At 59.9% G+C, this 26,581-nt stretch carries 31 protein-coding genes; 22 read left to right on the plus strand and 9 right to left on the minus strand.

Annotation, left to right across the window (positions count from 1 at the left end; all coding sequences use genetic code 11):
- Window positions 1-150: 150 nt before the first annotated feature.
- Window positions 151-1,158: a DNA-binding protein gene (locus tag AB9N64_RS03855; protein ID WP_020302756.1), complete on the plus strand. Its 1,008-nt coding sequence runs from the start codon at window positions 151-153 to the stop codon at window positions 1,156-1,158.
- Here AB9N64_RS03855 and gorA read toward each other — a convergent pair whose 3' ends face one another.
- Together gorA and galU are read right to left on the minus strand one after the other, a co-directional pair.
- Entirely contained in the window at window positions 1,159-2,517 is a 1,359-nt protein-coding gene (gorA, locus tag AB9N64_RS03860; RefSeq protein WP_282399080.1) for a glutathione-disulfide reductase, read from the minus strand.
- 105 nt (window positions 2,518-2,622) lie between these two features.
- Window positions 2,623-3,462, minus strand: a complete 840-nt coding sequence (gene galU, locus AB9N64_RS03865; RefSeq protein WP_003173830.1) for a UTP--glucose-1-phosphate uridylyltransferase GalU — start codon at window positions 3,460-3,462, stop codon at window positions 2,623-2,625.
- Window positions 3,463-3,773: 311 nt separating this feature from the next.
- Between galU and AB9N64_RS03870 the strand changes: the two genes are divergently transcribed.
- Both AB9N64_RS03870 and AB9N64_RS03875 read left to right on the plus strand, forming a co-directional pair.
- Window positions 3,774-3,959, plus strand: a complete 186-nt coding sequence (locus AB9N64_RS03870) for a hypothetical protein (RefSeq protein WP_003191311.1) — start codon at window positions 3,774-3,776, stop codon at window positions 3,957-3,959.
- 139 nt (window positions 3,960-4,098) lie between these two features.
- Window positions 4,099-4,380, plus strand: coding sequence for a hypothetical protein (locus AB9N64_RS03875; protein ID WP_014718514.1), 282 nt, complete (start codon window positions 4,099-4,101; stop codon window positions 4,378-4,380).
- A gap of 5 nt (window positions 4,381-4,385) precedes the next feature.
- On the opposite strand, the gene AB9N64_RS03880 is transcribed toward AB9N64_RS03875, so the two are convergent.
- Window positions 4,386-4,616: a hypothetical protein gene (locus AB9N64_RS03880; RefSeq protein WP_003191314.1), complete on the minus strand. Its 231-nt coding sequence runs from the start codon at window positions 4,614-4,616 to the stop codon at window positions 4,386-4,388.
- 145 nt (window positions 4,617-4,761) lie between these two features.
- Entirely contained in the window at window positions 4,762-5,112 is a 351-nt protein-coding gene (locus tag AB9N64_RS03885) for a hypothetical protein (protein WP_003191317.1), read from the minus strand.
- A gap of 212 nt (window positions 5,113-5,324) precedes the next feature.
- On the opposite strand from AB9N64_RS03885, the gene AB9N64_RS03890 reads away from it, so the two are divergent.
- The 11 genes from AB9N64_RS03890 (at window position 5,325) to AB9N64_RS03940 (ending at window position 15,063) form a co-directional block, all read left to right on the plus strand.
- Window positions 5,325-5,627, plus strand: coding sequence for a DUF1883 domain-containing protein (locus AB9N64_RS03890; RefSeq protein ID WP_003191319.1), 303 nt, complete (start codon window positions 5,325-5,327; stop codon window positions 5,625-5,627).
- Between the two features lie 26 nt (window positions 5,628-5,653).
- Complete coding sequence (locus tag AB9N64_RS03895; RefSeq protein WP_014718516.1) at window positions 5,654-5,821, plus strand: hypothetical protein; 168 nt, start codon at window positions 5,654-5,656, stop codon at window positions 5,819-5,821.
- Between the two features lie 3 nt (window positions 5,822-5,824).
- Window positions 5,825-6,490, plus strand: a complete 666-nt coding sequence (alkB, locus tag AB9N64_RS03900; RefSeq protein ID WP_020302754.1) for a DNA oxidative demethylase AlkB — start codon at window positions 5,825-5,827, stop codon at window positions 6,488-6,490.
- 75 nt (window positions 6,491-6,565) lie between these two features.
- Window positions 6,566-7,639, plus strand: coding sequence for a bifunctional DNA-binding transcriptional regulator/O6-methylguanine-DNA methyltransferase Ada (gene ada, locus AB9N64_RS03905; RefSeq protein WP_014718518.1), 1,074 nt, complete (start codon window positions 6,566-6,568; stop codon window positions 7,637-7,639).
- A 71-nt stretch (window positions 7,640-7,710) separates the two neighbouring features.
- On the plus strand, window positions 7,711-8,775 hold the full coding sequence (locus AB9N64_RS03910) for a nitronate monooxygenase family protein (RefSeq protein WP_014718519.1): 1,065 nt from the start codon (window positions 7,711-7,713) through the stop codon (window positions 8,773-8,775).
- Between the two features lie 112 nt (window positions 8,776-8,887).
- Entirely contained in the window at window positions 8,888-9,640 is a 753-nt protein-coding gene (gene modA / locus AB9N64_RS03915) for a molybdate ABC transporter substrate-binding protein (protein ID WP_371359975.1), read from the plus strand.
- Window positions 9,641-10,321: a molybdate ABC transporter permease subunit gene (modB, locus tag AB9N64_RS03920; protein WP_072434594.1), complete on the plus strand. Its 681-nt coding sequence runs from the start codon at window positions 9,641-9,643 to the stop codon at window positions 10,319-10,321.
- A gap of 5 nt (window positions 10,322-10,326) precedes the next feature.
- Window positions 10,327-11,406, plus strand: a complete 1,080-nt coding sequence (gene modC, locus AB9N64_RS03925; RefSeq protein ID WP_014718522.1) for a molybdenum ABC transporter ATP-binding protein — start codon at window positions 10,327-10,329, stop codon at window positions 11,404-11,406.
- 74 nt (window positions 11,407-11,480) lie between these two features.
- A complete protein-coding gene (locus AB9N64_RS03930; protein WP_072434596.1) occupies window positions 11,481-12,521 on the plus strand; it encodes a DNA topoisomerase IB in 1,041 nt (346 codons plus the stop codon).
- 133 nt (window positions 12,522-12,654) lie between these two features.
- Complete coding sequence (locus AB9N64_RS03935) at window positions 12,655-14,289, plus strand: ABC-F family ATP-binding cassette domain-containing protein (protein WP_014718524.1); 1,635 nt, start codon at window positions 12,655-12,657, stop codon at window positions 14,287-14,289.
- A gap of 69 nt (window positions 14,290-14,358) precedes the next feature.
- Complete coding sequence (locus tag AB9N64_RS03940; protein ID WP_014718525.1) at window positions 14,359-15,063, plus strand: YoaK family protein; 705 nt, start codon at window positions 14,359-14,361, stop codon at window positions 15,061-15,063.
- A 147-nt stretch (window positions 15,064-15,210) separates the two neighbouring features.
- Here AB9N64_RS03940 and AB9N64_RS03945 read toward each other — a convergent pair whose 3' ends face one another.
- The 4 genes from AB9N64_RS03945 to AB9N64_RS03960 form a co-directional block, all read right to left on the minus strand.
- On the minus strand, window positions 15,211-15,564 hold the full coding sequence (locus tag AB9N64_RS03945) for a hypothetical protein (protein WP_014718526.1): 354 nt from the start codon (window positions 15,562-15,564) through the stop codon (window positions 15,211-15,213).
- Window positions 15,565-15,736: 172 nt separating this feature from the next.
- Window positions 15,737-16,048, minus strand: a complete 312-nt coding sequence (locus AB9N64_RS03950; RefSeq protein ID WP_014718527.1) for an AzlD domain-containing protein — start codon at window positions 16,046-16,048, stop codon at window positions 15,737-15,739.
- Entirely contained in the window at window positions 16,045-16,740 is a 696-nt protein-coding gene (locus AB9N64_RS03955; protein WP_014718528.1) for an AzlC family ABC transporter permease, read from the minus strand. Before AB9N64_RS03955 ends, AB9N64_RS03950 begins: the two co-directional genes overlap by 4 nt.
- A gap of 72 nt (window positions 16,741-16,812) precedes the next feature.
- Entirely contained in the window at window positions 16,813-17,028 is a 216-nt protein-coding gene (locus AB9N64_RS03960) for a hypothetical protein (protein WP_003191339.1), read from the minus strand.
- 224 nt (window positions 17,029-17,252) lie between these two features.
- Here AB9N64_RS03960 and AB9N64_RS03965 point away from each other — a divergent pair, with 224 nt between their 5' ends.
- From AB9N64_RS03965 to AB9N64_RS03995, 7 genes are all read left to right on the plus strand, one after another.
- The gene (locus AB9N64_RS03965) at window positions 17,253-18,536 is read left to right on the plus strand and encodes an arsenic transporter (RefSeq protein WP_073452436.1); all 1,284 of its coding nucleotides are present in this window, start codon (window positions 17,253-17,255) and stop codon (window positions 18,534-18,536) included.
- Between the two features lie 11 nt (window positions 18,537-18,547).
- Complete coding sequence (locus AB9N64_RS03970) at window positions 18,548-19,030, plus strand: arsenate reductase ArsC (RefSeq protein WP_371359976.1); 483 nt, start codon at window positions 18,548-18,550, stop codon at window positions 19,028-19,030.
- Between the two features lie 750 nt (window positions 19,031-19,780).
- Window positions 19,781-20,392 (plus strand): LysE family transporter, encoded by a 612-nt coding sequence (locus AB9N64_RS03975; protein ID WP_014718532.1) that lies wholly within the window; start codon window positions 19,781-19,783, stop codon window positions 20,390-20,392.
- A 316-nt stretch (window positions 20,393-20,708) separates the two neighbouring features.
- On the plus strand, window positions 20,709-21,002 hold the full coding sequence (locus AB9N64_RS03980) for a hypothetical protein (protein ID WP_014718533.1): 294 nt from the start codon (window positions 20,709-20,711) through the stop codon (window positions 21,000-21,002).
- A gap of 236 nt (window positions 21,003-21,238) precedes the next feature.
- Window positions 21,239-23,953: a magnesium-translocating P-type ATPase gene (gene mgtA, locus AB9N64_RS03985; protein WP_371359978.1), complete on the plus strand. Its 2,715-nt coding sequence runs from the start codon at window positions 21,239-21,241 to the stop codon at window positions 23,951-23,953.
- A 64-nt stretch (window positions 23,954-24,017) separates the two neighbouring features.
- The gene (locus AB9N64_RS03990; protein ID WP_003191350.1) at window positions 24,018-24,365 is read left to right on the plus strand and encodes a DUF2493 domain-containing protein; all 348 of its coding nucleotides are present in this window, start codon (window positions 24,018-24,020) and stop codon (window positions 24,363-24,365) included.
- 18 nt (window positions 24,366-24,383) lie between these two features.
- Complete coding sequence (locus AB9N64_RS03995) at window positions 24,384-25,196, plus strand: hypothetical protein (RefSeq protein ID WP_166405581.1); 813 nt, start codon at window positions 24,384-24,386, stop codon at window positions 25,194-25,196.
- On the opposite strand, the gene AB9N64_RS04000 is transcribed toward AB9N64_RS03995, so the two are convergent.
- Window positions 25,193-25,891: a tellurite resistance TerB family protein gene (locus AB9N64_RS04000; RefSeq protein WP_032903063.1), complete on the minus strand. Its 699-nt coding sequence runs from the start codon at window positions 25,889-25,891 to the stop codon at window positions 25,193-25,195. The genes AB9N64_RS03995 and AB9N64_RS04000 overlap by 4 nt on opposite strands.
- A 124-nt stretch (window positions 25,892-26,015) precedes the next feature.
- Between AB9N64_RS04000 and AB9N64_RS04005 the strand changes: the two genes are divergently transcribed.
- Window positions 26,016-26,543, plus strand: coding sequence for a DinB family protein (locus tag AB9N64_RS04005; protein ID WP_371359979.1), 528 nt, complete (start codon window positions 26,016-26,018; stop codon window positions 26,541-26,543).
- Window positions 26,544-26,581: the final 38 nt, after the last annotated feature.

Raw genomic sequence — 26,581 nt, forward strand, 5'->3', positions numbered from 1 at the left:
TGACGGGTGAATGGCTGATGAAAATGCTTATGACACGGGATAATACGCCAATATCCCATCTGTTAAATCATGAATTTCAACGAGTTTTTAATCATGTTATAGTATGTATATACATACCATGTACCACAGTACTAAATCGACGGAGACCCCATGGCTCGCGGCGGCATAAACAAAGCAGTAGTGCAAACGGCACGCCTGGCGATCCTCGCCCGTGGCGAAAACCCCAGCATCGATGCGGTGCGTATCGAAATGGGTAATACCGGCTCGAAAACCACCATTCATCGCTATTTGAAAGAGCTGGACGAAAGTGAGACGCGCCAGACCATCACCCAAGCGCCGATCGACGATGAGCTTGGTGAACTGGTCGCACGCCTGTCCCAACGCCTGAAAGAGAAGGCCCAAGAGCCGATCGACCTGGCCCTGGCGCAATTCGAGCAACAAAAAGCCGCCCTGCTCGCCCAGTTAGAAACCCTGGAAGAAGCGCACACCCAGCTCAAACAGCAATTTGATATCCAGGCCGCTGCCCTCGCTGAAGAAAGCGCGGCGCTGCAAACCGCCAGCACCAGCCTGCAGGCCGAGCAAACCCGTAACGCCGGGCTGAGCCAGGCGTGCAGCGACTACGAGCTAAGGCTCAACGACAAAGACGAGCAGATTCGCTCACTGGAAGAAAAGCACCTGCACGCCCGCGATGCGCTTGAGCATTACCGCACTGCCATCAAGGAGCAGCGTGAACAGGAACAGCGTCGCCATGAGGGCCAGTTGCAACAGGTACAGGCCGAATTGCGTCAGGCCCAGCAAAGCGCTCTGGTGCGCCAGGACGAAATCACGCAACTGCATCGCGACAACGAGCGCCTGCTGAGTGAGCAGCGAGTGACAACCAAGGAATTGAATACGCTGCAGGAGCACGCTCGCCAGGACCAGGCGCTACAGTTGAAACTCAAGGAACAGCTCAGCCAGATCGACAGCGAGCGCACCCTGCTCCAGGAGCGCCTACGGGTTGCCGTGCTGGACAGCCAATCGCGCCAAGCGTCACTGCTTGAATATCAGCAGCACAACAAGGCGCTTGAGCTGGACCTGATCAAGGCCCAGGCAAGCATCGAAGCCCTGCGCCTGGCGACCGTCGTTGCAACGGTGCCAGAGGCAGCAGAGCCAAGCTGATCAGGGCGCCACAGGCGTGCGCATGGTGACGAATTCTTCCGCCGCCGTAGGATGCACGCCGATGGTTTCATCGAAATGCTGCTTGGTCGCGCCCGCCTTGAGCGCGATCGCCAGCCCTTGCACGATCTCACCCGCATCCGGGCCGACCATGTGGCAACCCAACACTTTGTCGGTGTCGGCGTCGACCACCAACTTCATCAAGGTCTTTTCCTGGCAATCGGTCAGGGTCAGCTTCATCGGCCGGAACCGGCTTTCAAAGATCTGCACGTTGTGGCCATTTTGGCGTGCATCCTCTTCAGTCAGGCCGACTGTGCCGATATTCGGCAGGCTGAACACCGCCGTCGCGATATTGGCGTAATCCACCGGGCGGTATTGCTCGGGCTTGAACAACCGCCGCGCCACGGCCATGCCTTCAGCCAGGGCCACCGGCGTCAGTTGCACACGACCAATCACATCGCCAATCGCCAGGATCGACGGCTCGGCGGTCTGGTAGAGATCATCCACCGCGACGAAACCGCGCTCGTCCAGTTTGACCCCGGTATTTTCCAGGCCCAGGTTATCCAGCATCGGACGGCGGCCAGTGGCGTAGAACACGCAATCGGCTTCCAGCACGCGGCCATCCTTCAAAGTGGCCTTGAGGCTGCCGTCGGCCTGCTTGTCGATGCGCTCGATGTCGGCATTGAACTGCAAGTCCAGGCCGCGCTTGGTCAGCTCTTCTTGCAGGTGTTTGCGCACCGAACCGTCAAAGCCGCGCAAGAACAGATCGCCGCGATACAGCAATGACGTTTGGGCGCTCAAGCCGTGGAAGATGCCGGCGAACTCAACGGCGATATAACCACCACCCACTACCAGCACGCGCTTGGGCAGCTCTTTAAGAAAGAATGCCTCATTGGAGCCAATGGCGTGCTCGCGCCCTGGAATCTCAGGGATCTGCGGCCAGCCGCCGGTGGCAATCAGGATGTGCTTGGCAGTGAAGCGCTCACCGTTGATCTCCACCTGATGGGCATCGACCAGGCGTGCATGCCCTTCATGCAGGGTCACGCCGCTGTTGACCAACAGGTTGCGATAGATACCGTTGAGGCGGTTGATCTCACGATCCTTGTTGGCGATCAGGGTCGCCCAATCAAAGTTCGCCTCACCCAGGGACCAGCCAAAGCCGCTGGCCTGTTCAAAGTCTTCGGCAAAATGCGCGCCGTACACCAACAGCTTCTTTGGCACGCAGCCGACGTTCACACAGGTGCCACCCAGGTAGCGGCTCTCGGCCACCGCCACCTTGGCGCCAAAGCCTGCGGCAAAACGCGCCGCGCGAACACCGCCGGAACCGGCGCCAATTACATACAGGTCAAAATCGTAGGCCATTTCACTCTCCTCGGCAGGACACCAGCATACCGACTTACATGGGGCTGAAAAACGAAAAAGCCACCCGAAGGTGGCTTTCGCTTAAAACGTACCGGCAAGCGTGAATCAGTAAGCCTTGCCCGTCTTGTAGAAATGCTCGTAGCAGAAGTTGGTCGCTTCGATGTAGCCCTCAGCGCCGCCGCAGTCGAAACGCTGGCCCTTGAACTTGTAGGCAATCACGCAGCCGTCTTTGGCTTGCTTGAGCAGAGCGTCGGTGATCTGGATCTCGCCGCCCTTGCCTGGCTCGGTTTCTTCGATCAGCTTGAAGATGTCCGGCGTGAGGATGTAACGACCGATAATCGCCAGGTTCGATGGCGCGTCTTCCGGTGCTGGTTTCTCGACCATGTCGCGTACGCGGATCAGGCCATCGCCAATATCGTCGCCGGCGATAACACCGTACTTATTGGTTTCGGTTGGGTTGACTTCCATTACCGCAACGATGGTGCAGCGGTATTTCTGGTAGAGCTTGACCATCTGGGTCAGCACACCGTCGCCTTCCAGGTTGACGCACAGGTCGTCCGCCAGGACCACGGCGAAGGGTTCATCACCGATCAGCGGGCGGCCGGTAAGGATGGCGTGGCCGAGGCCTTTCATCTGGGTCTGACGGGTGTAGGAGAACGAGCACTCGTCGAGCAGTTTACGGATACCGACCAGGTATTTTTCCTTGTCGGTGCCCTTGATCTGGTTTTCCAGCTCATAGCTGATGTCGAAGTGGTCTTCCAGCGCGCGCTTACCACGACCCGTGACGATGGAGATCTCGTTCAAACCGGCATCCAGTGCCTCTTCCACACCGTACTGAATCAGTGGCTTGTTCACCACTGGCAGCATTTCTTTGGGCATGGCTTTGGTCGCTGGCAAGAAGCGAGTGCCGTAACCGGCTGCTGGGAACAAGCATTTCTTGATCATATGAGTCCTTACAAAGGGCTGTGCGTACGGAATTCGGCGCAGTCTAATCAGGCCGCAGTCACCTTACAATGGGGTCCTGCTGGCGTTGCAATGTCATCATAGAGAAAAAATGTCGGCGTAAGTTCCGCTGATGCTGCATAGCGCATCACCAACGGTCGGCCAGAATCCGACTTGGCCCCTTGTTTAGAAGGGCTGCATTGGTTTTAGCACGCTTTGGCGCCCCTGGCACTGACCCGCAACAACTTGCGCCCCGCCCCGGCATTTGGCGCTATCATGGGCGCCTTGAACCAAGACCACGAGATTGCCAACAGATGTCAGAACCCAAAGGTGTAAACGGCTACCTGATCACGAAGCGAGCGGACGGCTGGCACTTGATCAATTTTCACGGTGACAGCGTTGCCGGCGTATTCGAGACCGAAAGCATGGCGATCGCCGTCGCCGAAGTGTTTGTAGATGAGGCAGGCCATGCATCGAGCAAGCGGCCGAAAACCAAGTAAGCCTCGTTGCACCGCTTTTAAAGCCCCGTTAAGCGGGGCTTTTTTGTTTGTCTGTACCTAGATGGCAGTTCGCTATAACCTTCAACAACGCCACGACAGTGTCAGCGCGCCCTTCCAATACCCTCGATGACGAACCTCTATGAAAAAAATCCTGGCACTGACCGCGGTACTGGCACTCGCCGGCTGCACCACCGCTTCCGACACCGTGCTGAAAAATGGTGAACAAGGCTTGACCATCGACTGCTCGGGCGAGGCCAATTCATGGGCCAGTTGCTACGAGAAAGCGGACGCATCCTGCGCCGGCACCGGTTACCGCATCGTTGGCACCAATGGCACGCCGGCACTCAAGGAAAGCGACAAGACCCTGGGCCAGGACGTGGGCAACTTCAAAGGCCGTAGCGTGGTGGTGGTCTGCAAGTAACGCTGCTACAGGTGCACTTCAGCGAACTTGATCCCCAGGCCACGCAGGGTTTCGATCAAGTCATCCAGGCGAGCAAATGATTCGACCTCATCCTGTTCGTCCACCAGGAAGTAGCTGCGCCCGCCGCTCTTCTTGAAAAACACGATCCACTCGCCCAGATCGGCGGGGTTCTGGATGACATGGGTGGCCGAGATCTGCCCTTCGGCATGGCGGGCTTTGACGTGTTCTCGTTTCATAACGGGCTTTCCAGAAAAACAAATGCCGCTCAAACCCAGGGTTTGAGCGGCATCTTTGTAGTGAATGCCCGACAGTTTAACGGATGCAGGCCGTCCCTGCAGGGTGATGGCTTTTTTTATCGGGTTTGAGGGGTAGGCCTGTGGCTCAACCGGAAATGCACTCTTCCCCTGCCTTCTTCACGTCGCCCGGGCGGATGGGCACATTGGACATGCTTTCATAAAGCTTGATGCTGCTACCGCTGGAGCGGTCTTCAATTTCAAAGATCGCCGACGGGTCTGCCGAGAACTTCTGCGGCACGATCACCTGAATGCCGTCTTTATGGGGCTCGATCTGCGGCGGCCGACGGGTCGCCTCCAATTTGCGCACCACGCACGCCGCATATTCCTGCGGCTTCTTCCCTGAGATGACCACCAATGTTGGCGGGGTCTGCTTGATATCTGCAACCGAAGCACACCCACCTATTGCCAAGGCCAGCACCAACACACTCCACTTCATACAAAAACCTCCGATAAAGACCCTACGACAGCGGGGATGGTAATTTTCTCCCACCAACGTAGGATTTATCTGTGATAACTCGGTAAATAACTGTTTTAAATTGTCGAAGTCGTCGACGACGGCCCGATAATAAACGCGCTGGGGCTGATAAACTCCATCTTAACCTACGTATCGTTCTGATTTTTCAGAAAAAGCCCTTCTGGAGACACCCCATGAAATTCATCCACCAGCGTGAGCACCTCAACGAGGGAGACATTGTCGTCATCGAATGCTCGCAGACCTGCAATATTCGCCTGATGAGCGATGCGAACTTTCGCAGCTTCAAAAATGGCGGCCGCCATACCTACCACGGCGGCGCATTTGATAAATTCCCGGCCAAGATCACCGCGCCCAGCACCGGCTTCTGGAACATCACCTTGGATGTGGTGACCCGTCGCGCCATCAGCGTGACCCGCAAGCCTGCGTTGTCCCACAAGATTCGTATCGTTCGTCGTACCAGCAGCAAGCTGAGCTGACCCGAACACCTGACAGGAAAAAAGCTGTGACCACCACAACCAAATACGTCATCAAGTACAAGCTCAACGGCGAACGCCGCTTTGAATTTGCCCAGTTGCAAAACAACAGCGTCGAAGAAGCCAAGCAAGCCTTGGCAAAAATTCATGATGCCAGCGACGAAATCACCGACATCAACGTGAGCAAGGCGCTGTAAGCCATGCCAGGCCCTACCGCCGATTTGTTTGCCGATGAGGCCCTGCAACAGCCTGCCGGGCGCGAGCAAATTGGCGAAGAGTCGTATGTACTGAGGGGCTATGCCTTGCCCTGGATCGAGCGGTTATTGCCTGAACTGCGGCGTGTCCTGGCTCAATCACCGTTTCGGCAGATGGTCACCCCCGGCGGCTTTACCATGTCGGCGGCGCTGAGCAGTTGCGGCGAGCTGGGCTGGACCACCGACGCCCGTGGCTATCGCTACAGCCCATTCGACCCGCGCAACCAGCAGCCCTGGCCCGCCATGCCCGAGACGTTGCGCCAACTGGCCGTGACAGCGGCAATCGAGGCCGGTTTCAGCGGTTTTCTACCCGATGCCTGCCTGATCAACCGTTACGTACCGGGGGCGAAGATGTCCCTGCACCAGGACAAGAACGAGCGCAACTACAGCGCGCCCGTGGTCTCGGTGTCCCTGGGGCTGCCGGCGATTTTCCTGTTCGGTGGGCATGCGCGCAGCGACAACACCCAAAAGGTCTCGCTGTTTCATGGTGATGTGGTCGTGTGGGGCGGCGTTGATCGCCTGCGCTTTCATGGCGTGATGCCGATCAAAGACGGCCTGCATTCGATCATGGGCCCGCAGCGCATCAACCTGACCTTTCGCACCGCGGGCTAATTTGACCGCAAGCTTCGGAGTGTCGATGACGAGCGGCAGGCTTAATCTGCTCCTGAACCGTCAAGAGTGCAGGCCATGAACAACGAACACGATCCGCGCTGGGCTGCCATTATTGCCCGTGATGCCAAGGCTGACGCCTTGTTTGTCTACGGCGTGAAAACCACCGGCGTGTATTGCCGCCCCAGCAGCGCTTCGCGTTTGCCGCGCCCGGAGAATGTCGAATTTTTCGACACGCCGGCGCAGGCCGAAGCCGCCGGTTATCGTCCCAGTAAACGCGCTGCCGGCGACCAGACGCAGTTGGCTGCACACCATGGGCAGTTAGTGGCCGAAGCCTGCCGGCAAATCGAACAAGCCGAAACCCCGCCTAGCCTGGACGCGCTCGCCCGATCCGCCGGGCTGAGTCCGTTTCACTTTCACCGCGTATTCAAAGCCAACACCGGGTTGACCCCCAAGGGTTACGCCAGCGCCCTGCGTTCGCGCAGAGTGCGCGACGGCCTCAAGGGCCAGCATTCGGTGACAGACACCCTGTACGACGCGGGCTTTAATTCCAATAGCCGCTTTTATGAAGCCGCCGACCAGGTGCTCGGCATGAAACCGCGAGATTACAAAGGCGGCGGCGCCAATAACACCATCCGCTTTGCCGTTGGCCAGTGCTCGCTGGGGGCGATTCTGGTGGCGCAAAGCCAACGTGGCGTGTGTGCGATTTTATTGGGTGATGATCCGGACAAACTGGTGCGCGACCTGCAAGACCAGTTTCCCAAGGCTGAGTTGATCGGCGCGGATCAGGGGTTCGAACAACTGGTGGCCCAGGTCGTTGGCTTTGTCGAGGCCCCTGCCGTGGGCCTGGATTTGCCCTTGGACCTGCGCGGCACGGCCTTTCAGGAGCGGGTGTGGCAGGCGTTGCGCGAAATCCCTGCGGGCAGCACCGCCAGCTATGCGCAGATTGCCGAGCGTATCGGCGCACCCTCCTCCTTTCGCGCCGTGGCCCAGGCGTGTGGTGCCAACCACCTGGCGGTGGCGATTCCCTGTCATCGCGTGGTGCGCAGCAATGGCGAGCTGTCGGGCTACCGCTGGGGCGTAGAGCGCAAGCGCCAGTTACTTGAGCGCGAAACCCAGCCCCACAAAACGCCGCTCCCGTCCAGTGAATAAAACAGACTGGCCGGGTGCTGATTGCCCTGCTAAAACAGCGAAAAGCCCTACTAACGCTGGAGAAGCAACCCATGAGCACCTGGCCAGACACCCGCATTCTTGACCTGTTGGGCATTGAGGTGCCGATCATCCAGGCGCCGATGGCTGGCGCGACGACCACCGCCATGGTCATCGCCGCTCAGCAAGCCGGTGCCCTGGGCTCCATGCCTGCGGCGGCGCTGAGCCTGGAGCAACTGCGCGAGGCCTTGGCCCTCATTCGCCAGGCCAATCATGCGCCGCTGAACGTCAACTTCTTCTGCCATCAACCGTCCGATGCCGATGAAGCGCGGGATCAGGCTTGGAAGGCCTTGCTGCAACCTTACTACCATGAGCTGGGCGCCGACTTTGATGCGCCAACCCCGGTGTCCAACCGTGCGCCGTTCAATGACGCAGCCTGCCAGGTGGTGGAAGCGTTTCGGCCAGAAGTGGTGAGCTTTCATTTTGGCCTGCCAGAGAAGTCTTTGCTGGACCGGGTAAAAGCCACCGGTGCCAAGGTGCTGTCATCGGCCACCACCGTCGAGGAAGCCGTGTGGCTGGAACAGCACGGCTGCGACGCGATCATCGCCATGGGCATCGAAGCGGGTGGGCACCGTGGCCTGTTTCTCAGCGATGACCTCAATAGCCAGATCGGCTTGATGGCGCTGCTGCCACAGATCGTCGACGCGGTCAGCGTGCCGGTGATTGCTGCGGGCGGAATCGCCGATGCACGCGGCATCGTTGCGGCCTTTGCCCTCGGCGCTTCGGCGGTGCAGATCGGCACGGCGTACCTGTTCACGCCCGAAGCCACTGTAAGCGCCGCCCATCACCATGCGCTGCGCCATGCCCAGGCCAGCGAAACCGCGCTGACCAACCTGTTCACCGGCCGCCCGGCGCGGGGCATCGTCAACCGGGTGATGCGTGAACTCGGCGCAATCAACCCAGCGGCGCCGGCGTTCCCCAAAGCCGGAGGCGCATTAATGCCACTCAAGGCCAAGGATGAAGCCGGTTTCAGCAACCTGTGGGCGGGCCAGGCCCTGAGGCTGGGCAAAAACCTGTCCACCTATGACCTGACCCGCGAATTGGCCGAGCACGCGATAGCCAGATTCACCCGCGACTGACCTGCGCAGCAACTTGGTGCTGTACCGGCAATAGCCTACCGCTATATATTCCCATACATAGCGGTAAGCCTTTTTACCTACAACCTGCCGTACACCTTCAAGGAGTTGCTTCATGATGACCCGCGTTTCGCGCCTGGCCCCCCTGCTTGCCGCCTTTGCCTTGGGTACGGCCCATGCCGATGAAGTGCAGGTGGCCGTGGCCGCCAACTTCACCGCCCCGATCCAGGCGATTGCCGCCGACTTCGAGAAAGACACCGGCCATAAACTGGTCGCGGCCTACGGTGCCACCGGGCAGTTCTACACCCAGATCAAGAATGGCGCGCCGTTTGAAGTGTTCCTCAGCGCCGATGACACCACCGCGCAAAAACTCGAAAGCGAAGGCGCTACCGTCAAGGGTTCACGCTTCACCTACGCGGTCGGCACCCTGGCGCTGTGGTCGGCCAAAGAAGGCTATGTGGATGCCAACTGTGATGTGCTGAAGAAAAACCAATTCAAGCACTTGTCCATCGCCAACCCCAAAACAGCGCCCTACGGCCTGGCCGCCACCCAGGTACTGGCCAGGGAAGGCTTGACTGACAAGGTCAAGGACAAGCTCGTCGAGGGCCAGAACATCACCCAGGCTTATCAGTTTGTGTCTACCGGCAACGCCGAGCTGGGTTTTGTGGCCTTGTCGCAAATCTACAAAGACGGCAAAGTCACCGGCGGTTCGGCGTGGATTGTTCCGGCCTCCCTGCATGACCCGATCAAACAGGACGCCGTGATCCTCAACAAGGGCAAGGACAGCGCCGCCGCCAAGGCCCTGGTGGACTACCTCAAAGGCCCGAAAGCGGCTGCCGTTATCAAATCCTACGGTTACGAGCTGTAAATGCCCCTGACAAGTGCTGATGTTTCTGCGATCTGGTTGACCCTCAAACTGGCCTCGTTGACCACCCTGATCCTGTTGATCATCGGCACACCGATCGCCCTGTGGCTGTCGCGCACCCGTTCCAAGTGGCGCGGCCCCATCGGCGCAGTGGTCGCACTGCCGTTGGTGTTGCCGCCAACGGTCATCGGCTTTTACTTGCTGTTGGCCATGGGGCCCAATGGGTACGTCGGCCAATTCACGCAGTGGCTGGGCCTGGGCACCCTCACCTTCAGTTTCGCCGGGCTGGTGATTGGCTCGGTGATCTACTCCATGCCCTTCGTGGTGCAGCCGTTGCAGAATGCGTTTTCTGCCATCGGCACGCGCCCGCTGGAAGTGGCCGCGACCTTGCGCGCCAACCCGTGGGATACGTTTTTCACGGTGATCCTGCCGCTGGCACGCCCTGGGTTTATCACCGCCTCGATTCTGGGCTTCGCCCATACCGTTGGTGAGTTCGGCGTGGTGCTGATGATCGGCGGCAATATCCCGGACAAGACCCGTGTCGTCTCGGTGCAAATCTACGACCACGTCGAAGCCATGGAATATGCTCAGGCCCATTGGCTGGCCGGGGCCATGGTGGTATTCGCCTTCCTCGTGTTGCTGGCGCTCTATTCCAGCCGTAAAACCAAGATGGGCTGGAGTTGATCGCGATGATGGATATACGCCTGCACCTGAAATACTCCGCCTTCGCACTGGATGTGGACCTGCAATTGCCCGGCCGTGGCGTGAGCGCGCTGTACGGACATTCCGGTTCAGGCAAGACCACCTGCCTGCGCTGCATCGCCGGTCTGGAACGCGCCGAACACGGTTTTGTGCACATCAACGACGAGGTGTGGCAAGACAGCCGCAAAGGGCTGTTTGTGCCGCCGCATAAACGCGCCCTGGGCTATGTGTTCCAAGAGGCGAGCCTGTTTCCTCACCTGTCGGTGCTCGCCAATCTGGAGTTCGGCCTCAAACGTATCCCACGCCCGCAACGGCGCGTGGACATGGCCCAGGCCACCGAACTGTTGGGTATCGGGCACTTGCTTGAGCGTCATCCGCAACACTTGTCCGGCGGCGAGCGCCAGCGCATCGGCATCGCCCGCGCCTTGCTCACCAGCCCCAAGTTGTTGTTGATGGATGAACCGCTGGCGGCCCTGGACAGCCAGCGCAAAAGCGAGATATTGCCTTACCTGGAACGCCTGCACGACGAACTGGATATCCCGGTGCTCTACGTCAGCCATGCCCAGGACGAAGTGGCGCGACTGGCCGACCATATCGTCCTGCTCAGCGACGGCAAGGCCCTGGCCAGTGGCCCGATCGGCGAGACCCTGGCGCGCCTCGACCTGCCCCTGGCGCTGGGCGACGATGCTGGCGTGGTGATCACCGGGAGCGTCGTTGCCTACGACGCGCACTATCAGTTGCTCACTCTGCAGTTGCCCGATTGCCCGTTGCAGATGCGCGTGGCCCATGTCCCGCTGGCGGTGGGCAACCCGCTGCGGGTCAAGGTCCAGGCGCGGGATGTAAGCCTGAGCCTGCAGGCCCAAGAACACAGCAGCATCCTCAACCGCTTGCCGGTGACCGTCACCCAGACTATCGGCGCGGACAACAGCGCCCATGTGCTGGTGCGCCTGGACGCCGGCGGCACGCCGTTACTGGCGCGCATCACGCGCTTCTCCCGCGACCAATTGCAACTGCATCCGGGCCAGACGTTGTGGGCGCAAATCAAGGCGGTGGCCGTACTGGCTTAAGCATTTGGCACGACCGCAGGGCGCTGCGGTCAATCAGACATACCGGCCTGATTTGTTGCCAAGGAACCCGCCCCATGCCTGACTCTTCGTTACCCGCCGACCTGCCTCGCGACCTGCATTATGTGGATGACACCCAGCCCGGCATCCGCCGTAAAAAAGTGCGAGGCAAATTCCAGTATCTGAACGCCAAAGGCGAGCGCATTACCGACGCGGACGAAATCAAACGCCTGAACGCCTTGGCGGTGCCACCCGCCTACACCGATGTGTGGATCTGCGCCGACCCTCGCGGCCACCTGCAAGCCACCGGCCGCGACGCCCGTGGCCGTAAGCAGTACCGTTACCACCCACGCTGGCGCGAGGTGCGCGACAGCGACAAGTACTCGCGCTTACAGGCTTTTGGCGCCGCTTTGCCCAGATTGCGCAAACAGCTCGAAGCACAAATCGCCGAGCCGGGGTTTACCCGCGAAAAGGTGTTGGCCACGGTGGTGATGTTGCTGGACGCCACGCTGATCCGCGTCGGCAATACCCAATATGCCCGTGAAAACAAATCCTACGGCCTGACCACCCTGCGCAACCGCCATGTGGACATCAAGGGCAGCGAGATCCAGTTCCAGTTTCGTGGCAAGAGTGGCGTGGAGCACCAAGTCAGCGTCAAGGATCGGCGCCTGGCCCGGGTGGTCAAGCGTTGCATGGAATTGCCAGGGCAAAACCTGTTCCAGTACCTGGACGAAGACGGTGAGCGGCATACCGTCAGCTCCCAGGACGTCAACGACTACCTGCACCGCCTGACCGGCGAAGACTTTACCGCCAAGGACTACCGCACCTGGGCCGGCACAGCAATGGCGCTGGCGGTGTTGCGCGAGTTGGCGTGGCAGCCCGAATCCGACGCTAAGCGGCATGTGGTGGCGATGGTCAAGGATGTCGCCCGGCAGTTGGGCAATACGCCGGCGGTGTGTCGCAAGTGCTATATCCACCCGGCGGTGCTTGAGCATTTCAGCCTCGGTGAATTGTCGAAGCTGCCCAAGCCGCGAGTGCGCAAAGGCCTGAAAGCCGAAGAAGTCGCGCTGGCAATGTTCCTGGAAAAACTGGCCGAAGACTTGCCGCACAAAGTTTAGGTGGGTTAGGCTCTGCCTCCCTTCTGACTCACGGGATGACCGCCGACGTGAACAACTAAGCCTTCCAAAATGTATCTGCAACGAGCCGCCTGGCGCGCTTGTTGGCCTGTTCGACATTTTTTTGGAGGTGCTGATGACTGACGTCAAACGGCTGCCCGCACTTGTTTCCCTGCAACACCTGTCTTTCCAGTTCGCCAATGGCGAAACCTTGCTGGCCGACGTGAACCTGTCCATTGATCAAACGCCTACCGGTATCGTCGGGCGCAATGGACGGGGCAAAAGTATCCTGGCCAAGTTGATCGCCGGCGTGCTGCTGCCCTCCTCCGGCACGTTGAAAAAACCGGCCCACGTTGCCTATGTGCCCCAGGCCATCACGGCTCAACCAGGGCAAACCATCGCCGATATCACCGCAACTGCCGCGGCCTTGGCTGCCCTTGAGCGAATGGGCCAGGGCGATGCACGCCTCGGTGACCTGGAACTGATCGACGATCGCTGGGACCTCGCCGAACGCCTGCGTCAGGCACTGGATGCAGCGGGTTTGCAGACTCTCAGTGGCAGTACCCCGGCCGATCAACTCAGCGGCGGCCAACTTGCCAGGGTCGCGCTGATCGGGGCGTTGTTGGCGGCGCCGCAGTTGCTGATTCTGGATGAGCCCAGCAACCATCTTGATGCTGACGGGCGCGACTGGCTGTTGCGTGTGTTGCGCGATTGGCGCGGTGGCCTGGTGGTGGTCAGCCATGATCGACAGTTGCTCAATGCCATGGGCCGCATCATCGAGCTGTCGCCCCTGGGCATTCAAGTGTATGGCGGCAACTACGATGCCTATCGCCAGCAACGCGACACTCATCAGCAGGCCGCGATTGCTGCGTGGGAACAGGCGCGTCTGGCCCGCAGCCGCGAGCGTCGGCGCCTGCAAAAAGATCACGACGACCTGCAGCGCCACGCCGCACGCGCACGTAAACAGGCCGAGACCGCCAACGTCGACCGTTTTACCAAGGCCCGCTGGAAAAGCGCAGCCAAGGAGATTGTCAGCACGGTACGCAGTGCCCATCACGATCACAAAAACCAACTCGACGCCCAAGTGCGCCAAGCTTACGAGCGCGTGGCGGATGAGACGCCCACACTGCTCGCATTACCAGGCTCAACCGTCCCGAATGGCCGCCAGGTGCTGGTGCTGGAACAGGCGCAATTACCCTGGCTTGATCCCCAAGCACCCGCCAGCTACCTGACGCTCAACCTGACAGGCCCGGCTCGCGTTGCCGTACGCGGGCCGAACGGTTGCGGCAAATCGACCTTGCTCAAACTGCTTGCGGGCCATCGGCGCGCGGTCAGTGGCAAGTGCAGCGTCGCGGTGCCCAGCGCCTATATCGATCAGCACCTGGCGCTGCTGGACGACCGTCGCAGCCTTGTCGAGCAACTCAACCTGCTCGACACGCCCCTGGCCGAAGCCGAACTGCGCACACGTCTGGCGTTGTTGCAGCTGGACGCGCTGCGGGTCACGCAGCCGGCAGGGCACCTCAGCGGCGGCGAGCGTTTGAAAGCCGCGATGGCGGTAGCCTTGTGGCGTGAAACACCGGCGCAACTGCTGCTGTTGGATGAACCCACCAATCACCTGGACCTGGAGTCGGTGCTGGCGTTTGAGCAGGCATTGAAGGGGTTTGCCGGCGCGCTGCTGGCCGTATCACACGACGAGGCATTCTTGCAGGCGATTGAGCCGACTCACCATCTGACGTGGCACGCCACCGGCTGGCAACTGGAGCGTGTCTGAGGTCATTGCGCAGACAGGCAAAGCGTCCTACGGTAGTGGCCGGATAATCTCACCGAGGAAACCGGCCCCATGCTGCCTTCGTCTCGCAAGCCTTACACCAATGCCACGCTCGCCCATCGACAGCGCTGGCGCGGGCGGGTGGGCTTGATGCTGGTGGCTTGTCTGTCGGTGCTGGCGGGTATGACCGATGCCATCGGTTTTATGGCCAGCGGCGATTTCGTCTCGTTCATGAGCGGTAACACCACGCGCCTGGCGGTGGCCATCAGTGCGGGCGACCTGGGGCTCACCGGGCGGCTGGTGCTGCTGGTCGCCACCTTCGTGGTCGGTAATGCCTTGGGCGTGCTGGTCAGCCGTTTCAGCAAGCGCCATGCGTTGCCCTTATTGCTGTGCATCGGCGCCTTGCTCTGTGCTGCGGCGTTGTGGCCATCGACCGATACCTTGCCCGCGTTGCTCGCAGCGATCATTGCCATGGGCATGCTCAATGCGGCCGTCGAGGAGGTGAACGGGTTACCGGTGGGGCTGACCTACGTCACCGGAGCGCTGTCACGCTTTGGTCGCGGGCTGGGCCGTTGGTTATTGGGCGAGCGCCGCAATGGCTGGCGCGTGCAATTGATTCCGTGGGGCGGAATGTTCATTGGCGCTGTGATCGGTGCACTGCTGGAACAGCAGATGGGCCTGCGCGCATTGTGGGTCAGTGGTGCGTTGGCTGGGGCCTTGGGGGTGGCGACACTGTTGATTCCGCGACGCTGGCACTTGGGTTTCATGCCCCGTTGAGGTGGGGTTGAGGAGCTCGTTCGACGTTTAAGCCTCGACATCCGTGTACCGGTAAAGAGCCATCACGTCGAACGAGCGAGTGAATCATAAGCCAATGCCCGGCGGCTGTCCCGCCAGGCGTTTCTGAATATGACTAAGGCAACCGACTTACAGACAAGTGGCCAGTGCTGCCAGGCGACGTTTGGCTGGCATATTGTCCTGTGCGGCGTAGTAGTTGACCGTAGAACCCGCGCCGGTGCTGAGTACATCGACAAAGTAATCGCCACCGGTGGTGTACACCGTAAAACCACCCGCCTCGGTCGCTTCCTTGAAGCCGCCGGCATCGATGCCGAACACGCTTTCATCCTGCCAACCGAACTGGATGCATTGGGCAACCACCAGAGTGGCCTTGTCCGATGCCAGGGTCTTGTAGGGGCTGCCTGCGCGCGCCTCTTTCATCTTGGAACCTGCACAACCGGCCAGTGCCGCCAGTATCAATGCGCCTATTACCACTTTGTGCATGCCATTGCTTCCTTGGAAAAACCGTGACTCTACCACTGTGCGAAAGCCAACTGACGCGCCCATGAACTTTGTTTCACTGTGAAAGGCAAACACGCCGCCTATAGTGGCCAGGCTCATTTTTTGGAAGTCTCCCTTCTGCCCGCCACCCCGCGGGCTTTTTTTTGCCTGGGTATCAAAACCACCAACGGAACAGATAGAACAGCGCCATGCTCAATAGCACGGTGGTCAATACGCTGCGCGTCCAATACATCAACGCCACGGCGCAGATGCCGGCCAGCAGGTAAGGGTTGCTCGGGCTCAGGTTAAGCCGATGGTCAGCCAGAAAAATAATCGGCCCGCAGATCGCCGTGAGCATGCCCGGCACGGCGAAGCCCAAAAATTCACGCGCGCCGCGATTGAGCCGTACCGGCAAGCGTGGCTCGATAAACAGGTAACGGTTGAAGAACACCACCAGGCCCATGGCCACAATCATCAGGTAAATCATCGTTGCCCCACTCCCAGCCGTTTACAAGCAAACCCCGCGCTCATCCCCAACACACCCGAGACCACCACCGCCGACTCCCAATGCAGATAACTCAACCAGACCGAGCTCAGCAGTGCCACGGCAACGCATACCACCGTGGGCACGTCGCGCACCACGGGGGTGATCAAGGCGATAAAGGTGGCGGCAATCGAGAACTCCAGCCCCAACTGATCAAGGCCGGGAATGCTCTTGCCCAGCACAATGCCGGCGAGGGTGAAGAGGTTCCAGATCAGGTAAAACGTCAGGCCGACGCCCAGGGCGTACCAGCGATTGAAGGTCTGGCGGTCATAGTGGTTGACCAGGGCAAAGAATTCATCGGTCAACAAAAACCCCAGGCTCATGCGCCAGCGGGTGTTGAGCGAAGACAGTGTGGGACGCATATGCATGCCATAGAGCAGGTGCTGGGAGGTCAGCAGCAAGGTGGTCAGCACGATGGAAATCAGGCTGGCACCGCTCTTGACCATGCCGATGGCCACCAGTTGTGCGGCACCGGCAAACACAATGGCAGACAAGCCTTGGGCTTGCAGCGGGGTAAATTGCGCGTCGATGGCCATGGAGCCGGCCAGCAACCCCCAGGGCGCACAGGCCAGGGATAAGGGAATGACGGCGATGGCGCCGCGGGTGAAGGCGTAATGAGGCAATGCAGTGGGCATGGAAAACGGCTCATCGACAGACAGTCGACAAGCATGCCAGCACGAACGAAGGCTTGTCTTGAACGATCTTGCTCAGGCGAGCTTGACTGATACCTGCTCCACCGAATCCCGCGCTTCGCGCAATTCATACGCATCCTGGTTCAGCCGGTGGATGGTATTGAGCAGGCGCTGGCGCAGCACTTCATCGCCGAGTTTTTCCACGGCGCGCATCAGGTCAAAGGCCGCGGTTTCGTTATTTTCCGCGACGGAATCCAGGGTCTTGCGCAGGTTGCGGGTGGCTCGGGTCACGCGGGGTCTTCCTTCATCAGCAATGGGCAGGCACGTTAGGACATTTGTGTTTCATTTTAATTTCAAACAGTTGTGGCGGTTTCAAAGGCCTTTGATCCATATCAATTGAAACAAGATTTGACCGGGACATAGAGAAATACGTATAGACGCACTGCGTCTGAACGCAATGGGCGACAGACCACAACGGGCCAGCAACTGCTGCTGAGCCATCGGAGCTTTTATTCATGCTTGTCGCAATTGCGATTTTCCTCGTCACCATCGTGCTGGTCATCTGGCAACCCAAGGGTCTGGGCGTCGGCTGGAGTGCCACATTGGGCGCGATCCTGGCGCTGGCCTGTGGGGTGATCAGCCTGGCGGACATCCCAGTGGTGTGGCACATCATCTGGAACGCCACCGGTACTTTTGTCGCGCTGATCATCATCAGCCTGTTGCTGGACGAAGCCGGCTTCTTCGCCTGGACGGCCCTGCATGTGGCGCGCTGGGGCCGTGGCCGCGGCCGGCGGTTGTTTGCTTATATGGTGCTGCTGGGTGCGCTGGTATCGGCACTGTTTGCCAATGACGGTGCGGCGTTGATCCTGACGCCTATCGTGATGTCGATGCTGTTGGCCTTGCGTTTTTCCCCGGCGGCGACCCTGGCCTTCGTCATGGGCGCCGGGTTTATCGCCGATACGGCGAGCCTGCCATTGGTGGTGTCGAACCTGGTGAATATCGTTTCGGCGGACTATTTCAAGATCGGCTTCAACGAATATGCTGCCGTGATGGTGCCGGTGAACCTGGTCAGCGTGGCCGCGACCCTGGCAGTGCTGCTGTGGTTTTTTCGCCGGGACATTCCTCAAACCTACGACCCGGCTGACCTGGAAGACCCCAACAGTGCCATCCATGACCCTGCGACGTTCCGCGCCGGTTGGTGGGTACTGGGTATTCTGCTCATCGGCTGTTTCGCCTTGGAGCCTCTGGGTATTCCCATCAGTGCGATTTCCGCCGTCTGCGCCGTGCTGCTGCTGGTGATTGCCGCCAAGGGCCATAAGATTTCCACGCGCAAAGTCCTCAAGGAAGCGCCTTGGCAGATCGTGATTTTTTCCTTGGGCATGTACCTGGTGGTGTACGGCCTGCGTAACGCCGGCCTGACCGACTATCTGGCCACCTGGCTCGACACCTTCGCCACCTATGGTGTGTGGGGCGCGGCCATGGGCACCGGGTTGCTGACGGCGCTGCTCTCATCGGCGATGAATAACCTGCCGACGGTACTGATTGGCGCATTGTCCATCGAGTCCAGCCATGCTGTGGGCGTGGTCAAGGACGCGATGATCTACGCCAACGTGATTGGCAGCGACCTGGGCCCGAAAATCACCCCCATAGGCAGTTTGGCCACTTTGCTGTGGCTGCATATCCTGGCGCGCAAAGGCATCACTATCACCTGGGGTTACTACTTCAAGGTCGGGATCGTGCTGACCTTGCCCGTGCTGCTGATCACCCTGGCCGCCCTCGCCTTGCGCTTGAGTTTCTAAAGGAACGCGCCATGAAAGTCCTGTTCATGTGTACCGCCAACAGTTGCCGCAGCATCTTGTCCGAAGCGATGTTCAATCACCTGGCGCCAGAGGGTTTCGAGGCGGTCAGCTCGCGCAGTTTTCCCAAGGGCCAGGTGTTGCCCCGTAGCCTGAGCACGCTGCAGGCGGCGGGCATCAGCATCGAAGGTTTGTACAGCAAGGGCAATGACGCCTTTCAAGGCTGCCCGCCGGATGTGGTCATCACCGTGTGCGATAAAGCAGCCGGTGAAGCGTGCCCGGTGTATTTTGGCCCGGCGGTGAAGGCCCATTGGGGCTTGGAAGACCCCTCCGAGATGCAGGGTGATGAGGCGCAAGTAGACGCTGCATTCAAGGCCACCCTCAACATCATCGCCGCACGCTGCGAAGCGTTTTTTGCGCTCCCCTTTGCGAGTTTATCGCCAGATGAATTGAAGGCTGCAGTCGACCGCATTGCCTCAACACCGCAGCCTTTTTAGGAGCGAGCTTGCTCACTCCTACAGGGTCCTGTGACAGGCGCTGACTCTGTGGGCAATGCATGACCAGTGTGGGAGCTGGCTTGCCTGCGAAAGCGTTGGTTCAGTAAAAGATTCAGTGGCTGACACACCGCCTTCGCGAGCAAGCCCGCTCCCACAGGAGATCTGCGCCGGGCGTTGATTCTGTGGGCAGTACATAACCAATGTGGGAGCTGGCTTGCCTGCGAAAGCGTTGGTTCAGTAAAAGATTCAGTGGCCGACACACCGCCATCGCGGGCAAGCCCGCTCCCACAGGGGATCTGCGCCGGGCGTCGATTCTGTGGGCAGTACATAACCAATGTGGGAGCTGGCTTGCCTGCGAAAGCGTTGGTTCAGTAAAAGATTCAGTGGCTGACACACCGCCTTCGCGAGCAAGCCCGCTCCCACAGGAGATCTGCGCCGGGCGTTGATTCTGTGGGCAGTACATAACCAATGTGGGAGCTGGCTTGCCTGCGAAAGCGTTGGTTCAGTAAAAGATTCAGTGGCTGACACACCGCCTTCGCGAGCAAGCCCGCTCCCACAGGGGTTCTGCGCCGGGCACTGATTCTGTGGGCAATGCATGACCAGTGTGGGAGCTGGCTTGCCTGCGATGGCGGTGGCTCAGTTGAAGATTGAGTGGCTGACATACCGCCATCGCGGACGTTCCTACAGAGGACGTGGTATCCCTCTCTCGGACTGACGTATGCTCTGGCACTTTCTCGAAAGGAACTGAGCATGCTGTCGATCTTTGTCTATGCGCTGGTATTCGGTTTTGTATTTTGCCTTTCTCCCGGCGCCGTGCTGGCAGAGACTCTGCGCCGCGGCTTGCTCCATGGCTTCACGCCGGCGTTGCTGGTGCAGTTCGGCTCACTGGTGGGCGACGCCGTCTGGGCCGTGATTGGCCTCACCGGTATCGCACTGCTGATTCAGCATGATGCAGTGCGGGTTCCACTTACAATCGTCTGTGCGCTCTACCTGGCCTGGCTGGGCATCCGCAGCCTGATTGATGCCTGGCAGTTACCCGCAACCGACAACGCCCCTGCCAGCTCAGGCAAAAATGCGTTGGCGGTGGGCGCGGCGATTTCCTTGGCTAATCCGAAAAACATCGTCTACTGGGGCGCCTTGGGCAGCGCACTGTCGGGGATTGTCGGCACCACCCCCAGTCACGGGCAGACCCTGATGTTTTTTGCCGGCTTCATGCTGGCGTCGGTACTCTCGTGTTTTCTTACCGCCGCCTTGGTGAACCTGCTACGCAAGAACGCATCACCTAGCTGGCAACGTGTGAGTTATGCGGCGTGCGGTTTAGTATTGATTTATCTGGCGATACTCGCCGCGCACGGTATATAAAGTTATCCAGCCAATAACTTGCATGCCTCTTGTCTGAACAAACTCTGAACACGGGCTAATTTAATTAATCATGCGTTGACATTCTGTGACGCCCTGAGTAGATTGCCCGTGCCCGCAACTGGGGCCTTTTTTAAACCTCACAAAAGAAGCCAATGGACACAGTATCTAGTCGCTGTCCGAGCACCGCCTCTGCGGGCATCGGGCGCCAAACCCAGAATATGACAGGACTCGCGTTCCAGGTCCGGTAAGCTGCGCTAGAGCTTGATGCTCCATCGTAACTGCCTCACCGGTCGCCCGTCCGGTCCCGAGGTGTGTTATGACCTTCCAACTCCTTGTTTTGCCTGATACACGCACACTGGTCGCCGCCCTGCGCGCCAAGCTGTGCCGAGCGCCGGCGGGCTTTTCGCCAACCCGCTCGACCTTTGTCACACCCTCCCCTCAAGTGCGCCCGGCACCGCCGCTGGCGCACTGGCGCATCTGCCCTGAAAGCGGCCACCTGGTGCAGCATTGGGATCATGCTGACCCTCAAGACCCGCAGAGACCCAAGGTTTCCCGCCTGGCGCAAGCGCGCCTGATGCTCGGTCTTTACCTGAGCACTCGCGCCGCCTGAGCTAGCTGGAAACAGCAACTTTCTTATTGATGACCCTGGAGTTCTTTATGAACAAATCCAGTAGTAGCCCGCTGCACGCTCGTTAACTAACGCGCTGTTAGCGGGCCCTTCAGAAGTTATGTGAACACCTTATTTAAACCGATCGCAAAGTTTGCGGCTCGGCATGCTTTCGCTCGCCTGTATTCAGGTAAGTACCGGGTATGTTTTGTCGAGAATTGGCGACAGGAGTACAGACAATGAGCGCCGTAAAAAACACGCCTCTGAACAAAAAAAATGGCACCGCTGCCGACACCAAGCTGTCGATGCGTGCCGCCCGTGAAGCCCACAATGGCCTGGCGGCCACCCTCGCCAATGTACGGGCCACCCAGGACGGCCTGACCGAACTGGACGCTTCGGCGCGTCTGCAACGAGAAGGCTATAACGAAGTCGCCCACGACAAGCCGCCACACGCTATCGTCCAGTTCCTGCAGGCTCTGAACAACCCGTTCATCTACGTGCTGCTGACCCTGGGTGGCATCAGCTTTGTGACTGACTGCTGGCTGCCGATGCAGGAAGGCGAAGAAGCCGACCCGACCAAGGTCGTCATCATCATGACCATGGTGTTGCTCAGCAGCCTGCTGCGTTTCTGGCAGGAACACCGTTCGGCCAAATCCGCCGAGGCCCTCAAGGCCATGGTACGCACCACCGCCACCGTACTGCGCCGCGAGCAGGTTGGTGCTCAGCCCACCTTGCGCGAAGTGCCGATGCGTGACCTGGTGGCCGGCGATATCGTGCAATTGTCCGCCGGCGACATGATCCCCGCCGATATCCGCCTGATCGAGTCCCGCGACCTGTTTATCAGCCAGGCCGTGCTGACCGGCGAAGCCCTGCCGGTGGAGAAGTACGACACCCTGGGCGATGTCACGCAAAAATCCGCCTCTACCCTGGCCGCCGACCAGGGCAACTTGCTGGACTTGCCGAACATCTGCTTCATGGGCACCAACGTGGTCAGCGGCCGCGCTAAAGCAGTGGTGGTGGCAACGGGGCCGCGCACCTACTTTGGCTCCCTGGCCAAGGCGATTGTCGGCTCGCGGGTGCAAACCGCCTTCGACCGGGGCGTGAACAGTGTCAGTTGGCTGCTGATCCGCTTCATGCTGGTGATGGTGCCCATCGTGTTCCTCCTCAATGGCTTCTCCAAGGGCGATTGGGGTGATGCCTTCCTGTTTGCTCTGGCGGTCGCCGTCGGCCTTACCCCGGAAATGCTGCCGATGATCGTCAGCGCCAACCTGGCCAAGGGCGCCACGGCCATGGCCAAGCGCAAAGTAGTGGTCAAGCGCCTCAATGCGATCCAGAACTTCGGTTCGATGGACGTGCTGTGCACCGACAAGACCGGCACCCTTACCCAGGACAAGATCATCCTCGAACATCACGTCAATGCCTTCGGCCAGCGCGATGACGCCGTGCTGTCCCTGGCCTGGCTCAACAGCTTTCATCAGAGCGGCATGAAAAACCTGATGGACCAGGCAGTGGTGCAGTTCTCGGAACAAAACCCCAAGTTCCAGGTGCCGTTTGCCTACAGCAAGGTCGATGAATTGCCGTTCGACTTTGTCCGTCGTCGCCTGTCGATCGTGGTCAAGGATGCCGCCGATGACCAGTTGCTGGTGTGCAAGGGCGCGGTGGAAGAGATGCTGAGCATTTCTACCCATGTCATGGAGGCCGGCGAAGCCTTGCCTCTGGATGACGGCCGTCGTGACGCCCTGCTGGCGCTCGCCAATGACTACAACGAAGACGGTTTCCGCGTACTCGTAGTGGCGACCCGCAATATCCCCAAAGCATTGGCACGCCAGCAGTACACCACCAGCGACGAGCGCAACCTGGTGATCCAGGGCTTCCTGACCTTCCTCGACCCACCGAAAGAAACCGCAGGCCCGGCGATTGCGGCGCTGCAACAGATTGGTGTGGCGATCAAGGTGTTGACCGGTGACAACGCCGTGGTCACCAGTAAGATCTGCCGCCAGGTTGGCCTGGAACCCGGCCAGCCGCTGCTGGGCGTGGAAATCGAAGCCATGGACGACGCCACCCTGCTGCGCCGCGTGGAAGAACGCACGGTGTTCGCCAAGCTCACGCCGCTGCAAAAATCCCGCGTGCTCAAGGCCCTGCAAGCTAACGGGCACACCGTCGGCTTCCTCGGCGACGGTATCAACGATGCACCGGCGCTGCGGGATGCCGATGTGGGTATTTCGGTGGACAGCGGCACCGACATCGCCAAGGAATCGGCCGACATCATCCTGCTGGAAAAGAGCCTGATGGTGCTGGAAGAAGGCGTGCTCAAGGGCCGCGAAACCTTCGGCAATATCATGAAGTACCTGAACATGACCGCCAGCTCCAACTTCGGCAACGTGTTCTCGGTGCTGGTGGCCAGTGCGTTCATCCCGTTCATGCCCATGCTGGCGATCCATCTGCTGCTGCAGAACCTGATGTATGACATCTCCCAACTGGCCCTGCCGTGGGACAAGATGGACAAGGAATACCTGGCCAAGCCACGCAAGTGGGATGCGAAAAACATCGGCCGCTTCATGATCTGGATTGGCCCTACCTCGTCGATCTTTGACATCACCACCTTTGCGCTGATGTGGTACGTGTTCTCGGCCAACAGTGTGGAAATGCAGACCCTGTTCCAGTCCGGCTGGTTTATCGAGGGGCTGCTTTCGCAAACCCTGGTGGTGCATATGCTGCGCACCCGCAAGATCCCGTTCTTCCAGAGCACGGCCGCCTGGCCGGTGTTGATGATGACCTGCATCGTGATCGCCCTGGGCATCTACGTACCGTTCTCGCCACTGGGCACCCTGGTGGGCCTGCAACCGCTGCCGCTGGCGTACTTCCCATGGCTGGTGGGCACCTTGCTGGCTTACTGCTGCGTCGCCCAACTGATGAAGACGATCTACATCCGCCGCTTCAAACAGTGGTACTGACCCTCCCCGCCGTTCAAACGCAGGCGGCTGCCTGGTCGCCTGCGTGCAATACAAGGATTTGCTCATGCGCGTGTTGATCTGTGCAGGTCGTCATTACGCCGACACCAAAAAGTCCCGCCATGTGCTGGACGCTTACCACCGCCTGCGCCCGGTGCAGGTACTGATTCACGGCGGCAACCAGTTCCTGGGCAGTGAGATCGAGGAATGGGCGCGGGAAATCGGTATCGACGTGGTGCGTTATCCACCCAATTGGCAGCGCCATGGCAAACAGGCGGAACGCCAGCGCAACCACTTCATGCTGGCCGACAGCCGCCCCGACCTGATCATTGCCCTGCCGGGTGGTGACGATACCTCGGAGCTGGTTTGCCAGGCCAAAGCCAGCGGCATTTCGGTGCTGACCGTAGAAAGCTGAATTCAAGCGAGGTGCATCATGCACAAAAAATACACGCCGGCACGCCGCGACGGGTTTACCAAATATCGCGCACGCCACTCTCGTCACACCCTGCTGTTACTGCCGCCAGCAAAGCGCCGTGCATTGCAGCGCAACTTGATCTTTATCGGCATGACCCTGGGCCTGGTCTTTGTCGTCGCGTTGATTTCAAAAGCCCAAGCCGCAGGCGGCGCTTATGTGGTTGATGACGGTGCGATCAACGCGCCGGGGGAATGCAACGTCGACGCCTGGTACAGCGCCCATCGGCACGCGGGCAGCACCCACAACAGCAGCTTGTCGCCCGCGTGCACGTTCAGCGCTATGCCTGCCGTGCAATGGGGCGCCGCGTTGTCACGAGCCGTGGATGCAGGCAAAGGCGAGACGCAGATCAGCCCGCAAGCCAAGGTACAGGTGCTGTCACGACAAGAGTTGGGCTTGGAACTGGCGATTGCGGTCGGGGCGCATGTCGCGCTGGATCGCCATCACGGGTTTGATGGCGCAGACCTGAACGTCCCATTGACATGGCAACCCCTGGCGCCCTTGCGGCTGAACCTGAACGCCGGTTGGGGCCACGCCTACAACGACGGTGATCAACAGCATCGCCTGACTTGGGGCACGGGGTTCGAATATCAGTTGGCAGAGAAGCTCACGCTGATTGGCGAGCGCTATGGCCAGGAAGGCGGCGAACAGGCCTGGCAGGCTGGGCCGCGCTTGCACATTGGCGAATGTGTCGACGTGGACCTGCTGGTCGGGCGCAGCCTGATTGGCGATCGCGCCCAGTGGCTGACCACTGGGGCGACGCTGAGGTTCTAGGCGTTGGCCTGCTGCTCCAGATGCACCTGCAATTGCGGATCGATGTGCAACTGACCAGCCAGGTCGTCAAGGTAATTGCGCTCGGCGTCCTGCTGATCATCGACCAGCATCACGCTCGCCAGGTAAATCTCCGCAGCAAGTGCCCGGTCATTGGCATACTCGGCAAAATCGGCGGCATCCAGGGGCTTGGCGACTTCGGCGTCGAGCCACTGCTGCAACTGAGGGTCGTCGGTGTGACGGCCAATCTCGGCAGAAATCATTTGCTGCTCTTGCGCATCGATTTTGCCATCGGCCTTGGCCGCCGCGATCAACGCACGCAGTACGCCGTGGCTATGGGCTTCGGCTTCAGGCCCTTCAAGCTGGTCAACGGTCTGGATAGCTTGCTGCGGGGCCGAAGCCTGTTGGCGTTGCCACGCTTGGTACGCCTGGAACGCCGCCATGCCCAGGGACGCCAGCGCCGCGTAGTTCATCCCACCGCCGCTACGCGTTTGGGTGGCCCCACCCGCCGGCGCGCCGCCCAACAAGCCACCCAGGCCACCTAATAAACCACCCAAACCGCCGCCCGCCGCAGACGCATTGCCGGTGCCGGCGCCCTTCAACAACCCTCCAAGCAACCCGCCCAGGCCGCCGCCCGCAGCTCCGCCGCCTTGCTGCCCTGCACGCAACAGTTGTTCCAGTAGATCGCTGGTATTCATGGTGTCGCCCTCCGGGGCGCAATAGTGGCGTTGATCAAACATAGTCCTCCCCTGATGGAACACCATGACCGTCGGGCGGGCAAGCTTTATGATGACGCCATCACGCCGAAAAGGGAGAACAGCGGTGAATCGCATCGAGCATATTGCGTTGATGGCCACTTACAACCAATGGATGAACCGCAAGGTCTACGACACCGCCGGCACCCTCACGCACGCACAATTGACCCTGGACGGCCAGGCGTTTTTCGGCTCGATCCTCGGCACTTTGAACCACCTGATGCTGGGCGACACCGTCTGGCTCAAACGCTTTGCCGAACACCCGGCCCACTTTGCGGCCTTGGCGCCACTCAACGGCATTGCTACGCCCGGTGACCTCAAGCAATTGGCCTTCGCCAGCCTTGCTGAATTATCGGCCCATCGCGCCTGGCTGGATCAACTGATCATCGATTGGGCCAACAGCCTGCACGAGTCCCACCTTGATCAACACCTGCGCTATCACAACATGCGCGGCGTGGCCGCCGAGAAACCCTTTTTCGGCCTGCTGGTGCACTTTTTCAACCACCAGACCCACCACCGCGGCCAAGTGACGACACTGCTGAGCCAGGCGGGTGTGGATGTGGGGATTACCGACTTGCTGGCACTGATTGACTAAATACAGACACGATCAATGTGAGAGCTGGCTTGCCTGCG

Source organism: Pseudomonas sp. KT_2_4 (genome assembly GCF_041410225.1).
In the GTDB taxonomy this organism is placed as follows: domain Bacteria; phylum Pseudomonadota; class Gammaproteobacteria; order Pseudomonadales; family Pseudomonadaceae; genus Aquipseudomonas; species Aquipseudomonas paracarnis.